At 73.5% G+C, this 13648-nt stretch carries 9 protein-coding genes and 1 pseudogene; 5 read left to right on the top strand and 5 right to left on the bottom strand.

The genetic code is table 11. The features are described from left to right. The first annotated feature begins 28 nt into the window (after window positions 1-28). From OG332_RS12810 to OG332_RS12830, 5 genes are all read left to right on the top strand, one after another. On the top strand, window positions 29-1243 hold the full coding sequence (locus tag OG332_RS12810; RefSeq protein ID WP_327413578.1) for a bifunctional adenosylcobinamide kinase/adenosylcobinamide-phosphate guanylyltransferase: 1215 nt from the start codon (window positions 29-31) through the stop codon (window positions 1241-1243). 157 nt (window positions 1244-1400) lie between these two features. After that, window positions 1401-2465, top strand: coding sequence for a nicotinate-nucleotide--dimethylbenzimidazole phosphoribosyltransferase (cobT, locus tag OG332_RS12815; protein ID WP_327413579.1), 1065 nt, complete (start codon window positions 1401-1403; stop codon window positions 2463-2465). A gap of 83 nt (window positions 2466-2548) precedes the next feature. Beyond that, window positions 2549-4462, top strand: a complete 1914-nt coding sequence (locus OG332_RS12820; RefSeq protein WP_327413580.1) for a phosphatidylglycerol lysyltransferase domain-containing protein — start codon at window positions 2549-2551, stop codon at window positions 4460-4462. Continuing rightward, a complete protein-coding gene (locus tag OG332_RS12825) occupies window positions 4459-5160 on the top strand; it encodes a hypothetical protein (RefSeq protein WP_327413581.1) in 702 nt (233 codons plus the stop codon). The genes OG332_RS12820 and OG332_RS12825 overlap by 4 nt, the downstream gene beginning before the upstream one ends. Window positions 5161-5190: 30 nt before the next feature. Beyond that, window positions 5191-6402: a sensor histidine kinase gene (locus OG332_RS12830; protein ID WP_442816148.1), complete on the top strand. Its 1212-nt coding sequence runs from the start codon at window positions 5191-5193 to the stop codon at window positions 6400-6402. Window positions 6403-6768: 366 nt separating this feature from the next. On the opposite strand, the pseudogene OG332_RS12835 reads toward OG332_RS12830, so the two are convergent. The 5 genes and pseudogenes from OG332_RS12835 to OG332_RS12855 all read right to left on the bottom strand — a co-directional run. Further along, window positions 6769-7581: pseudogene (locus tag OG332_RS12835) on the bottom strand (endo alpha-1,4 polygalactosaminidase); the annotation flags it as partial. Further along, a complete protein-coding gene (locus OG332_RS12840; protein WP_327413582.1) occupies window positions 7578-8270 on the bottom strand; it encodes a spherulation-specific family 4 protein in 693 nt (230 codons plus the stop codon). The gene OG332_RS12840 and the pseudogene OG332_RS12835, both read right to left, overlap by 4 nt. After that, complete coding sequence (locus tag OG332_RS12845) at window positions 8267-9808, bottom strand: hypothetical protein (protein WP_327413583.1); 1542 nt, start codon at window positions 9806-9808, stop codon at window positions 8267-8269. Before OG332_RS12845 ends, OG332_RS12840 begins: the two co-directional genes overlap by 4 nt. Next, window positions 9805-11340 (bottom strand): GT4 family glycosyltransferase PelF, encoded by a 1536-nt coding sequence (gene pelF, locus OG332_RS12850; protein WP_327413584.1) that lies wholly within the window; start codon window positions 11338-11340, stop codon window positions 9805-9807. The genes OG332_RS12845 and pelF overlap by 4 nt, the downstream gene beginning before the upstream one ends. A gap of 127 nt (window positions 11341-11467) precedes the next feature. Continuing rightward, complete coding sequence (locus OG332_RS12855; protein ID WP_327413585.1) at window positions 11468-13495, bottom strand: hypothetical protein; 2028 nt, start codon at window positions 13493-13495, stop codon at window positions 11468-11470. Window positions 13496-13648 lie beyond the last annotated feature (153 nt).

Raw genomic sequence — 13648 nt, forward strand, 5'->3', positions numbered from 1 at the left:
AGTCTCGGCGACGCGGGAGGATCATCCTGTGGAACTCACTCTGCTCGGCACCGGCACACCCGAGGGCCTGCCCCGCCCCGGCTGCCCCTGTGCGGCCTGCGCGGTCTCCGTCGGCGGGCGCTCCCGCGCCGCGACGGCCGTCCTGGTCGACGGGGCACTGCTCCTCGACCTGACCCCCGGTGCGGTGCTGGCCGGCGCCCGGGCCGGGCATTCGCTGGCCGGCGTGCGGCAGGTCCTGCTGACTCACCCGCACGACGGACCCGCGGTCGAGCTGCCGCCCGGTCTGCCGGCCGCCGGGCGGGTCCCGGACGGGCGGGAGCTCGCGGTGATCTCCGGACACCGGGTGCGGGCCGTGTCGATGGACGCGCCGGGCACCGGGTACGAGGTGACCGGCCCGGACGGCGGCCGGATGCTGTACCTGCCGCCCGGTGGGGCTCCGGCGGGAACGAACGGGGCGACGGGCCGGCGTCCGTACGACATCGTGCTCGCCGACGTGCTGGGGCGGCCCGAGGCGCTGGCCCGGCTGCGGGCGAGCGGCGCCGTCGGCCCCGCCACGGACGTGATCGCCGTCCACCTGGACCACGACGTCGCGCCGGGCCGGGAGCTGGAGCGCCGGTGCGCGGCCGCCGGTGCCCGGGCGGTGCCGGACGGGACCACCGTGGCCGTCGGGGAGTACCGCGCGGTGCCGGAACCGCCGCGCCGGACCCTGGTGCTGGGCGGGGCCCGCTCGGGCAAGTCCGTGGAGGCGGAGCGCCGGATGGAGTCCTTCCCCGAGGTGGTCTACGTGGCCACCGGCGGCACCCGGGAGGGTGACGCGGAGTGGACGCAGCGGATCGGCCTGCACCGGGAACGCCGGCCGGTGAGCTGGCGGACGGTGGAGACCTGTGAACTGGTCCCGCTGCTGGCCGAGGCCGGGCCGCCGCTGCTGATCGACTGCCTGGCGCTGTGGCTGACGGACGCGATGGACCGGGCGGGGGCCTGGGACGACGCCGTCTGGGCCAAGGGCGGGCAGCAGCAGCTCGGCGAGCGCATCGCCGAGCTGGTGGCGGCGGTGCGCGCGACCCGCCGCCACATGGTGCTGGTCAGCAACGAGGTCGGATCGGGCGTCGTCCCCGCGACGTCCTCGGGCCGCCGCTTCCGCGACGAGCTGGGCCGGCTGAACGCGAGGGTCGCGGGCGAGTGCGAGCACGTGCTGCTGGTCGTCGCGGGGCAGGTGGACGTACTCAAGGAACCACCGGGGTGACTGACGGCCGGTCCGCTGCCGCCGGGCGCCCCGCTCGTCCTGTTCGGCGTCCGTCCCGGCGCCCTGCGGCCGGCCCGGAACGGGCCTCCCGGGACCTGAACGCGGGGCCTTCGCCCAAGGCCTGAGGGTGTGCCTCACCGGCTGTACTCTCTGGCAGATGAGCACGCTGAATCTCGACGACTTCTCCGATCTGATCGAGCGCCCCGACGGGGGCGTCCGGCGTGATGCCGAGGAACGCCGTGAGCGCCTCGCCGTACCGCCCGGCGCGCTGGGCCGGCTGGACGAGCTCGCCGAGTGGCTCGCCGCCGCGCAGGGGCAGGTGCCGGTCAAGCCGATCGAGCGCCCCCGCGTGGTGCTGTTCGCCGCCGACCACGGGATCGCCGCAGCAGGCGTCTCCGCGCGGGCCGCCGCCACCGGCCACGAGCTGGTGCGGGCCGTGCTGGACGGAACCAGCCCCGTCGCCATCCTGGCCGGCCGGCTCGGCGCCACGATACGGGTCGTCGACGCCGGGCTGGACTGCGATCCCGGGCTGCTCCCCGCTGACGTGACCGGGCACCGGGTCCGGCGCGGCAGCGGCCGGATCGACGTGGAGGACGCGCTGACGGCCGAGGAGGCCGAGGCTGCGGTGCGGCTCGGGATGCGGATCGCCGACGAGGAGGCCGACTCCGGGACGGACCTGGTCGTCCTCGGGGACCTCAGCGTCGGCGGGACCACCGTCGCCGCGACCCTCGTCGCCGCCCTGTGCGGAACCGATGCCTCGGTGGTCACCGGCCGCGGCGGACTGCCCATCGACGACCTGGCCTGGATGCGCAAGTGCGCGGCGATCCGCGACGCGCTGCGCCGGGCCCGCCCGGTGCTCGGCGACCAGGTCGCGCTGCTGGCCGCGGTCGGCGGCGCGGACGTGGCCGCCATCACCGGTTTCCTGCTCCAGTGCGCGGTGCGCCGTACGCCGGTCATCCTCGACGGCGTCGTCTCGGCCGCCTGCGGACTGGTGGCCCAGCGGGCCGCGTTCCGGGCGCCCGACTGGTGGCTGGCCGGTCAGGCCAGCGGAGAACCGGGCCAGGCGAAGGCACTGGACCGGATGGCACTCAACCCTGTGCTCGACCACGGCGTCACAGTGGGCGAAGGTACCGGGGCATTGCTGGCTCTCCCCCTCGTCCAGGCGGCCGCCGCACTCGCGGCGGAACTTCCTGAGCGGGCGGCGGCGGAGCCGACGGAATGAGCCACCGGGGCCCGCGGTCCTGACCAGGCCGTGGTCCCCGACCGCCCAACCACGGACAGCGGCGCCCCATATGATCGCTTTTTATGGGAGAGGTCCGTTTGACCAGCGCAGAGACCGACCGCACCGCCTCACCGGCGACCGGTCCGTCATCCGGCAGGAAAGAGACCGGCGGCGATCCCGCCGGCAAGGCGGCTGGGGGCGGCCGGGAGGCCGGACGGGACCGGGAGGCCGGACGGGACCGGGAGGCCGGACGGGAATCGGGCCGGGGGACCCCCCGCTCACGGCGCGGCGCCGCGTTCGCGGTCTGGTACCTGCGCGCCGTCACCTTCATCAACTTCCTCAGCGCGGTGTGGGTTTCGCTCGGGCAGGACCTGCGGCGCCACAACGTCGAGGACTTCTACACCCCGTACATGCTCACGGCGGGCTTCGCCTCCGGGCTCTTCACACTGCTGCTCGCCGTCACCCTCGGCCGCCGCAAGCGCGCCTCCTGGATCCTCAACCTCGTCCTCAGCGGCCTGCTGGCGCTGCTGCTCGCCTACGCGCTCTACGCGTACGAGGAGATCCGCGAGCATCCGCAGAACTGGGTCTCCCTGGCCCTGACCGCAGCCTTCGCCGGAGCCCTCCTGCTGGGCCGCCGCGAGTTCTACGCCAAGGGCGACCGTTCCAACCCGGCGCTCGCCACCGCCGTCGCCGCCGTCGGCCTGCTCGTCACCTCGCTGGTCGCGGCCCTGCTCGTCGGCGCCGCCAACACCGCCCCGCACAGCTCCGAGGCCACCTTCCTGGCGCGCTGGAAGTACGGCGTGATGCGCCTGATCACCCTCGCCCCGGACGACCGGGCCTACGAGGCGATCACCACGCCCGGCTGGGTGGACGTCGTCATCAACGTCATGTCGATGCTGCTGCTGCTCGCCGTGCTCTTCGCCGCCTTCCGCTCGCGCCGCGCCGTCGACCCGATCAGCGAGGAGGACGAGGAGCGGCTGCGGGCCCTGCTGGCCCGGCAGGGCGACCGCGACTCGCTCGGCTACTTCGCGCTGCGCCGCGAGAAGTCCGTCATCTGGTCCCCCACCGGCAAGGCCGCCGTCACCTACCGCGTCGTCGGCGGCGTCTCGCTGGCCTCCGGCGACCCGATCGGCGACCCCGAGGCCTGGCCCGGCGCCATCGACCCGTGGCTGGCCGAGGCCCGCGAGCACGGCTGGGTGCCGGCCGTGATGGGCGCGAGCGAGGAGGCCGGGCAGATCTACGCCCGGCACGGCCTGGACGCGCTCGAGCTCGGTGACGAGGCGATCGTCGAGACCGCCGAGTTCACCCTGGAGGGCCGCGCCATGCGGACCGTCCGGCAGGCGTTCAACCGCGTCAAGCGGGCCGGGTACACGGTCCGCATCCGCCGCCACGCCGACATCCCGGCCGAGGAGATGGCCGAGCTGGTGCGGCGCGCCGACGACTGGCGCGACGGCGCGACCGAGCGCGGCTTCTCCATGGCGCTGGGCCGGCTGGGTGATCCCGCCGACGGCCAGTGCGTGATGCTGGAGTGCACCGACGGCAGCGGCGAACTGCGGGCCGTGCTGTCCTTCGTGCCGTGGGGCCCCAAGGGCCTTTCCCTGGACCTGATGCGCCGCGACCGGGACTCCGAGAACGGCCTGATGGAGTTCATGGTCATCGAACTCCTCGAACGCTCCAAGGAGATCGGGGTCACCCAGGTCTCGCTGAACTTCGCGATGTTCCGGTCCGTCTTCGAGCGCGGTTCCCGGCTCGGCGCGGGTCCGGTGCTGCGGATGTGGCGCTCGCTGCTGAGCTTCTTCTCCCGCTGGTGGCAGATCGAGTCCCTCTACCGGGCCAACGCCAAATACCGGCCGATCTGGGAACCGCGGTTCATGCTCTTCGAGAAGAGTTCGGACCTGCTGCGGATCGGTGTCGCGGCCGGCCGGGCCGAAGGCTTCCTGGAGGCCCCCGGCCTTCCGAAGTGGCTGCACCGCAGACACCTGGAGACCCGCCGTTGACAGCGTGGAACGCCTCCCCACTCCGGCGGTTCGCCCACCGTGAGTGGGGGCCCCTGTTCCGGACCGTCCGGAACGCGCTCGTCCGCGACAAGTGGCGGGCGATCCCCATGACCATCGGCGCGGTCTGTCTGACCTCGGTCTTCCAGATCGTGCAGAACACCTCCTGGGGCTTCCAGCCGGTCCAGAACCTCGGGTCGGTCAAGGCCGCCGACCCGCTCTGGCTGGCCCTGCTGCGGACCCCCCTGTCGCTGTTCGTCCCGGCCCTGGACCTGCCGGTGTGGGGAGCGCTCGCGCAGGTGCTGCTCGTCTTCGGGATCTCGGAGATCTGCATCGGCTGGTGGCGCACGCTGCTGATCGGCTACGTCGCCACCCTCGCCGGGACCACGTACGCGCGGATCGGGCTCGCGCTGGGCCACGACCACCCCTTCGGCCTGCCGGTGTCCGACCGGATCGTCAACGACACCGGGCCCTCGGCGGCGGTGGTGGGGCTCGCCATCTACGTCTGCTGGCGCTACCGGGCGTACCTGACCGGCGCCCTCGTGATCCTGGCGATGATCGGCGAGGTGCTCGTCAAGGACAACCTGGCGGGCAAGGAGCACCTGGCTGCGATCTTCGCGGTCATGGCGGTGTGCGTGGTGCGGGCCCAGTGGCCCCCGGTGCGCACCCGCGCCGTCCTCGGGCAGCCACCGCCGCCGTGACCGGTGCGGGGCAGGCCGTACCGTATCGGGGTGACGACAGACCTCGGGCGGTTCGCCCCCACCCGGCAGTGGATGCGGGCCCATCCGCTCGCCACCGACGCCGTGCTGGCGTTCGGGGCGTTCACCGCCATGGTCGTCGGCTCCTTCGCCGATCCGCACGGGCCGCACGGGCCCACCTTCGGGACGCGCACCCCCGATCCGTTCTCGCTGCTGCTGATGCTGCTCGGCGCGGCGGCCCTGGTGTTCCGGCGTCGGCAGCCCCGCGCCGTGCTCGCCGTGACCTGCGGGCTCTCGCTGCTGGAGCTGACCACCGGGGAGCCGCGGGCGCCCGTCGCCATGTGCACGGTGATCGCCCTGTACACGGTGGCCGCCCGCACCGACCGGCCCACGACCTGGCGGATCGGGCTGCTGACGATGGCCGGGCTGACGGGCGTGGCGATGCTCGCCGGGCCGCTGCCCTGGTACGCGCAGGAGAACATCGGGATCTTCGCCTGGACGGGCATGGCCGCGGCCGCCGGCGACGCCGTGCGCAGCCGGCGGGCCTTCGTCGACGCCATCCGCGAGCGGGCCGAGCGCGCCGAGCGGACCCGCGACGAGGAGGCCCGGCGGCGGGTCGCCGAGGAGCGGCTGCGGATCGCCCGGGACCTCCACGACGTGGTCGCCCACCACATCGCCCTGGTCAACGTGCAGGCGGGGGTGGCCGCGCACGTCATGGACAAGCGGCCGGACCAGGCCAAGGAGGCGCTGGCCCACGTACGGGACGCCAGCCGGTCGGCGCTCAACGAGCTGCGGGCCACGGTGGGGCTGCTGCGGCAGTCCGGTGACCCGGAGGCGCCGACGGAGCCCGCGCCCGGGCTGGGTGTCCTGGAGGAGCTGGTGGACACCTTCCGGCACGCCGGGCTCCCGGTGAAGGTCATCGTCCAGCTGGAACCCGAGGCGGGACCGCTGCCGGCGGCGGTGGACCTGGCGGCGTACCGGGTGATCCAGGAGGCGCTGACCAACGTGCGCAAGCACGCGGGCTCCGGGGCCCGGGCCGAGGTCAGCGTGGTCCGGGTCGGACCCTCGGTGGAGGTGACCGTGCTGGACGACGGGGGCGCGGAGCCGTCCGCGCCCGCCTCGGAGCCGGGGGGTGGGCACGGGCTGCTCGGAATGCGGGAGCGGGCCGGCGCCCTGGGCGGCTCCTGCTTCGCCGGCCCCCGCTTCGGCGGCGGCTACCGCGTACACGCCATCCTCCCCGCCTGACCTCCCCGGGCCCCGCCCGCACCCTTCCGGCTCGGCCGGCGTTTGAGTGGGGGTCCCCCCGGACGAAGTCTGGGGGAGGGTCCGGGCGGAGCCCGGTGCCCGGCGGAGCCGGGTTCCTGGGGCGCCGCCCCAGACCCCGCTCCTCAAACGCCGGAGAGGCTGGGTTTGGCCCGGCGCAGCCTGGTTGACCCGGCGCAGCCGGTTTGGCGCGGCGCGGCCTGGTTGGCGCGGAACGGCCTGGTTGGCGCGGCGCAGCCGGAGTGGCCCGGCGCGGCCTGGTTGATCCGGCGCGGCCGGTTTGGCCCGGCGCAGCCTGGTTGGCGCGGCGCAGCCTGGTTGGCCCGGCGCGGCCGGAGTGGTTAAATGACAAGCGCGGCGCCAGGCGTCCAAGTCGTAGTGTTTCTGCACGGAGCTCAGTTTCAGCTCGCGCGAGCGCTCGCAGAAGCGGCCCGTCGGGAGTTCGTACTCCGCGTGGAAGACGGCCTTCCCCGCCTCGACGAACGGCGTCAGCCGCTCGCACTCCTCGTACTGCGCGCACTGCTCGTTCACCGCGAAGTCGAACTCGCCGACGAGCTCCGGGATCTGGTCCAGGTCGTTCTTGAGGCCGACCGCCATCCCCCGGTCGTGCACCAGCTTCGCGATCAGCCGGTTGTAGCGCAGCTGGTCGTCGGCGGTGAGCGGGAAGCCGGACGTGTTGCGGTAGGCGTCCATGTTGTCCGGCTCGACCGCGTCGAAGCCCTTGTCCCGGCACATGTCGAACCGTTTGGCCATCAGCGGTTCCAGCTCGGTCACGCGGCGGATGTCCAGCCAGCGTTCCCCCTCCCACCCGTTGCCCTTGCCGAGCAGGTCCTTCGGGAACGCCTCCGCGTCGGGACGGAAGTCCTCCCAGGCTCCGGTGGAGAGGTAGCAGATGGTCTTGCGCCCGGCCTTCTTCAGCGCCGTGGCCTGCTCCTTGGTGGTGGTGAACCCGTCGACGTCGTACACGGGCGCCTTCACCGAGGTGTCGAGCTTCCCGGTGAGCTGCCACTGCCAGCCGACGCCCGGCGGGGGCCGCCACAGCTCCCCCGGCGCCTGGTCGGGCCACCGGTACGGCTCGTCCTCGCCGTCGTCCGGCGGCTCCGCGGTACAGGCGGCGAGAAGCAGGAGGGGCAGGAGCAGCAGGAGTCCGAGCCGTTTCATCCCGCCGCCTCCAGGGCGTACGGGAGGGTCCCCCACGGGTGTGCGCCGGTGCCGGGGACCGCGCAGTGCACCCCCGCCCTCCGCTCCTCGGCGAGTTCGGCGGCGGGCGCGCCCGGCGGGACGGCGTACACGAGGTGGCAGAACCGCTGGGCGGGATGGTCCACGGTCCAGGGCGGTACGGCGGCCGCGTCCCGGTAGGCGTCCCAGGGGCCCTCGAAGGTGACGAGCAGGTCCGCGAGTTCGGCGTAGCCCGGATGCGGGTGGACCCCGTGGTTGAGGACGAGGGTGCGGGCGCCCGCGGCCCGCGCCGCGACCGCGAGCCGACCGTAGTGCGGGAGGAGTTCCGGGTCGGCGGACGCCTGGTCGAGGAAGGCTCCGTCGGTGGCGTACCAGTCGCGGTGGCGCAGCAGGTCCTGCACCACCGCGGCGTGCGGGCGCCGCCCGTAGTCGGTGTCGGCGTACCCGAGGACGGGTACCCCGGCCTCGCGCAGCCGCTCGGCGACCTGGGCGAACCGCTCGTCGGGGGCGGCGCCCGGCCCGCTGTCGGGGTTGAGCACCACCGAGTGCAGCCGGCCGGCGGAGTGGATGAGCCGCTCCCAGGCCTCGGGCCGGTCGGCGGGGTGCTCGTAGAGGGGCACCAGCAGCATGGGGTCCTTCTTCTCCTGCGTCTCGGACGTCTCGTACGTCATCGGTGGGCGGTGGCGCGGCCGAGGAGCAGGCAGACCAGGACGGCCAGGACGGCGGCGGCGGTGCCCGCCACCACCAGCTGGACGGCCCGGGGCTGGCCCAGCCCGGTCAGCAGGGCCAGGCTCTGGGCGACGGCGGCCGAGGCGCAGACCGCGGCGGCGGGCCGGACCGCTCCGAAGGACTGCAGGAGCAGCCCGGTCCACATCACCGCCCCGAGCAGCAGCAGGGTGGCGACCCGGATCCCGGTCAGGCCGGGGGCGCCGGGCCACAGGAGGGTTCCGGCCAGGCCGAGGAGGAGCAGCACCGCCAGGTAGACGGCGAGGCACCGGGCCAGCGTCCCGAGCATCCGCTGCCGGAAGGCGCCGGGCGAGCGGGCTCCCTGGAGCCCGGAGAGGCTGCCGCTGCGGAAGCGGTGGAGCAGCCATTCGGCGGGACCCATGCTGAGGGTGAGGGCCACCGCCGAGGGGGCGGCGACCGCTTCGGCGGGGCCGCCGGCGAGCACCTCCCCGAGGGCGGCGTACAGCACGAGCAGACCGGTGCCGAGGCCGAAGACCCCGTACGGCACGGAGTCCCCGAGCCGGGGCCCGCGGGCCGCGATCTCCTCCTCGGCGCCGCGCAGCATCTGCCAGCGCACCGGGCCCTTGCCGGGCCGGCGCACCGCCCAGCCGCGGACCCGGAGCACGGCGGCCCGTATCCCGTCGGCCAGCGGCAGTTCCCGTACGGCCAGGGTGCAGGCGGCCAACAGGGACACCACGAGCAGCGTGACCCGTACCGGCACGGGCAGGTCGACGAAGAGCGCGAGCAGCGCCCCGACCGCCATCGGGCCGAGTGCGACGAGCAGCACCCGCTCCCGGCCGAGGACCAGCAGGACGGTCGCGGCCCCGACGTAGAGGGCCTGTCCGGCGGCGAAGGCGTACGAGAACGGCGGCCCTCCGGGCACGGCCAGCGCGGCGGCGGTACCGAGCAGGGATCCGGCGGGGGCGCCGACGAGCAGGGTGCGCCCGGCGGCTGCCCGGTCGCCGAGGCCGAGCCAGGAGTAGGCCCGGTGGGACAGGGTCTGGTCCCAGACCCAGCCGATGAGCGCCCCGGCGAGCAGGGTGAGCGTCCCGGCCGGCAGGCCGAGCCGGTCCTGCGGGCCTTCGAGGAGGGGCGCGCCGAGGAGGTAGGCGAGGCCGGGCAGGGCGAAGATCACTCCGCGCAGCAGGCAGGCGGTGAGGGAGACCTTCCAGGGGTCGGGGGCGGCGCCCGGGTCCGGGAAGGAGCGGGAGACTCTGGCGTAGAGCTCCTCGGCGAGGCTGAAGGAGTCGTGCCGGCCGTAGGTGAGCCGGATGTGTTCGTCCGTCATGCCGTCGGATTCGAGGATGGCGGCGATCTCGTCGGGGTGGACGGCGGCGGAGACGAACGCGCCGAGGCGTTCGGCGAGTTCGTCCATCGGGTCGGCGGCCGGGCGTGGGCCGTCGCGGCGCGGGCGCGGGATGGCCGGGAGCGTGTCGGCGCCGGAGTCCGCGCCGGGCGGCTTGAGCCAGAGGGATCCGCTCACCACAGGCTCCCGTCGGCGGCGAGTTCGCGGTACCAGGGGTCGGCGAGCCGCTGGGTCCAGCTGTCGCCGGCGTGGACGGGCAGCACGGGCTGGCCGGCGAGTTCCCGGTAGATGTGCCGGAAGCCGTCCACGGATTGGTGGAGGGTGAACTTCTCCACCACCCGTTTGCGGGCCAGCCGGCCGAGCTCGGCGCGGCGTTCGTCGTCGCGGAGCAGGGCGAGGGTGGCGCGGGCCATGGTCTCGGGCTCGCGCGGCGGGACGACCAGGCCGGTGTCGCCGACGGCCTCGCGGACCCCGCCGACGTCGGTGGAGACGGTGGTGCGTCCGCAGGACATGGCCTCGATGATGCTGAAGGGGAAGCCCTCGCTGATGCTGGAGAGCATCACGATGTGGCCGGCCTCGTAGGCCCGGGCCACCTGCTCGATGCGGCCCTCGTACGTGATCCCGTCGCTCACCCCGAGTTCGGCGGCGAGGTTCTCCAGCCGGAGCTTGTACTCCTCGCAGCCGGCCGGGACCGGCCCGAAGAGGCGCAGCCGCAGGGCGGGCAGTTCCTCGCATATGAAGGCGTAGGCCCGGATGAGCGTTTCGAGGTCCTTGATGGGGTCGATGCGGCCGCACCAGCTGAGGGTGGGCACGTCCGGTTCGGGGCCGGCCTCGGGGAAGGCGTGCGGGTCGACGCCGTTGTAGACGGTGCGGATGCGATCGGAGTCGGCGCCTCCGCGCTCCTCCCAGCGGCGGTTGTACTGGTTGCACGGGGTGATCAGGTCGGCCTGCCGGTAGCCCTCGGTGTTGAGCTCGCGGTAGAAGCCGAGCATGAGCGCCTTGACGGGCCAGCGCTGTCCGGCGCTGCGGTAGCCGAGGTAGCGTTCGCGCAGGTAGATGCCGTGCTCGGTGAGCAGGAAGGGGACCCCGTCGAGGTGTTTGGCGGCGAGGGCCGGGAGGGTGGCGAGGCCGCTGCTGACGGCGTGGGCGACGCTGTCGGGCGGGATCCGTACGCCGAGCGGGCGCAGCGCGTGTTCCAGCAGGTCGGTGGCGGTGAGCGCGTCGTGGATGGTGGGCTCGGCCGCGGCGGTGGTGAGGCCGGGGCGGGTCCATACGGTCATCAGCAGCCGCAGGACCGATTCGGAGCGCAGGGCCGGGGCCAGTTTTCCGGCCCGGGCGAGGATGGCCAGTTCGCGCAGGGCCGCGGAGAATCCGTGCCGGGCGGGGCCGCCCGCGGGGTCGAGCAGGGAGAGCAGGAAGGCCTCGTAGACCTCGGTGAAGCGGCGGTGGGCCTTGCCGCGCAGGGCCGAACGGCGGCCGAGACGCCCCTTTGACGGGGGTGGACCCCACAGCGGGAAGGCGGTGTGCCGGTAGACGTTGCGCGGCAGTTCCCAGGTGACCGGCTCTCGTCCGGAGCCGGTCAGGGCTATGACGTTGAAGTCGACCTCGGGCATCCCTCGTACCAGTTGGTCGCACCAGGTGCTGACGCCCCCGTGGACGTGCGGGTAGGTGCCTTCGGTGAGCATGGTGACGTGACGCCCATGACTCATACGGTGTGTCCCCCCAGGACGGAAAAGGGGCCGGCGCCCGTGGGTGTGCGGAGCGCCGGCGCTGGGTGTTACTCGTGGCGGCTTGCGGGTCGGACGGTCGGCTGAGCAGCGTGAGCGTGACGGGCGGTCAGCTGGGCAGCTTGAGCGTGACGGCGCTCTGCAGCAGTTCCGGAGCGGCCCAGGCGGAGCGGCTGCCGGCGTACGCGGTGCCGAAGTCGGCGGTGCCGAGCAGCATCTGCTTCTTCGTCCCGGTGGGGGCGGTGACCGGGGCGACGACTCCGGACGGCGCCTTGACGGTGACGGTGGTGCCGATGCGGTAGGCGGTGACCTTGCCGTCCGCGAGCGCCTTGTCCCAGGCGGCGCGGCGCTGGAGCTCGACGCCCGTGTCCTTCATGGACTGGTTGACGATTGGCGCGCTGGGCGCGTAGAGGGTGCGGTAGGTGTCGAGGACCTGGTCGAGCACGGGGTAGAGGGTCCGGTCTTCGGCCAGGTTGGCCTGGTGGACGTAGTGCGGCCGGGGGTCGTTGGCCAGCACGTGGCGCAGGGCGGTCCGGGCTTCCTGCGGGACGATGTACTGGAGGTAGCCGGTGTTGACGTCGAGCGCGGCCGGCAGGCAGGTGGAGGTCCCCGGGTTGTCCTCGCAGGCGCCGCTGCCGCCGGCGGCGCGGCTGGTGTAGATCCAGTTGTACTCGTCGGCCATCTCGGCGTTGGTGCCCGTGTTGTAGTACACGTTCATCGGGTGCCGGGGGACGGTGAGGGCCGCGCCGACCGCCCGCTGGGCGGGCTCGCGGGAGTTGTCGCTGCCGGCCCGCTTGACCCCGGTGTCGGCGAGGGCGCCGGCCAGGTTGGGGTTGTCCACGGGCTGCTGCGGTGCGGTCTTGAGGCCGGAGTGCTCGCCCGTGACGAGCTCGCTCCTGTCGGTGGCGATGCCCTTGGAGGCGGCCCAGTTGTTGTTGTCGCGGATCTGGGCGGCGATGTCGGCGCGGCTCATGTACTGGACGACGCCCTGGGCGTTCTTCGTGCACGTCCAGGGGACGACGGCGGTGTTCTGGACGCAGCCGAGGAACGGGTGGGTGTAGGTGTGGTTCATCCAGCGGTACTTGGCACGGTCGGCGACGAGCTGGGCGGTCAGGGCGTCGACCCCGCCGTTCTCGGCCTTCCACTCCTCGCCGGCGCCCCCGTTGAAGAGCATGTCGAGCTTGAAGTTCTTGGACGTCTGCCACTGTGCCGCGTACACGGCGTCGGCGGCGGTCATCCGGATGGTGCTCTCCTTGCCCTCTCCGCCCGCGCAGGCGTAGTCGCCCGGCGTGCAGTTCAGGTCCTTGTTCCAGCGGGCGTCGGGGGCGAAGACGTCGTCGACGTGGACCGCGAGGTAGTTGCGGCTCTGGCCGAGGTGGACCCCCTGGGTCAGCCAGTCGACGATGCCGCGGGCCAGCAGCCGGAACTGCTGCTGGTACTGGTTGTAGCCGAAGGTGACGACCAGTTCGTTGCGCCCGTCGTGGGTGTACTGGCCGACGAGCGAGGCCCGCCCAGAGCCGACGGGGGCGTCGAGGTAGCTGGTGTAGCCGGGGCGCGGCTTGCCCATGAACCCGAAGCTCTCGGGGACGAGGGCGGAGTTGTCCTCGAAGGTGACCTGTCCGCCGAGGTAGGCGAAGGGTCCCGCCTTGCCGGCCGGGGTGACCGCGGCCTGGGTGCCGTCGAGCTGGCCGCTGTAGCCGCCGTTGTCGGTGTACTCCAGCCCGACGCCCGGGTGCGACCAGGTGTAGGCGTCGACCTGGCGGATCCCGTACGTCGTCTCGTACGCGGCGAGCGCGGCCATCTCGGCCGAGCCCTCGCCGAAGGGGTTCTCGTTCGGCAGGACGACGCCCTGGTACTTGGCGCGCGGCCGGCCGTCGAGCGTGTCGCTGAGGAACGCCGCGTTGATGACCGGGCGGCTCGCACTGCCCAGCTCGACGCGGGTGTACGGGACTCCGGTGTCCCGGAGCTCCGCGGTGACCGCCTGGACCGAGCTGCCGCCGTCGTCGACGACGAGCACCTTCAGGTCGATCCGCGGCGCCTCGACCGCCTGAGCGGTCGAGGCGGGTACTGCCACGGACACCAGGGCTGCGGCAGCCATGACGGCGGCAAGCCTGTTCATCCGATTCTTGTTGACCATTTCGGCCTTTCCCCCCGCAGGCATCCCTCGACACGGCCCATGGCGGATGGCCGGGCCGGGGAGGCTCTGTGGAAATCATGCAAAGGAACCCCGAGTCCCCTTGCGAGAGTGGACCGAGTCTCTCGGACCTCGTCAGGTCTACGAGGCAAACCT

Origin of the sequence: Streptomyces sp. NBC_01233, from assembly GCF_035989305.1 — a bacterium.
GTDB lineage: Bacteria > Actinomycetota > Actinomycetes > Streptomycetales > Streptomycetaceae > Streptomyces.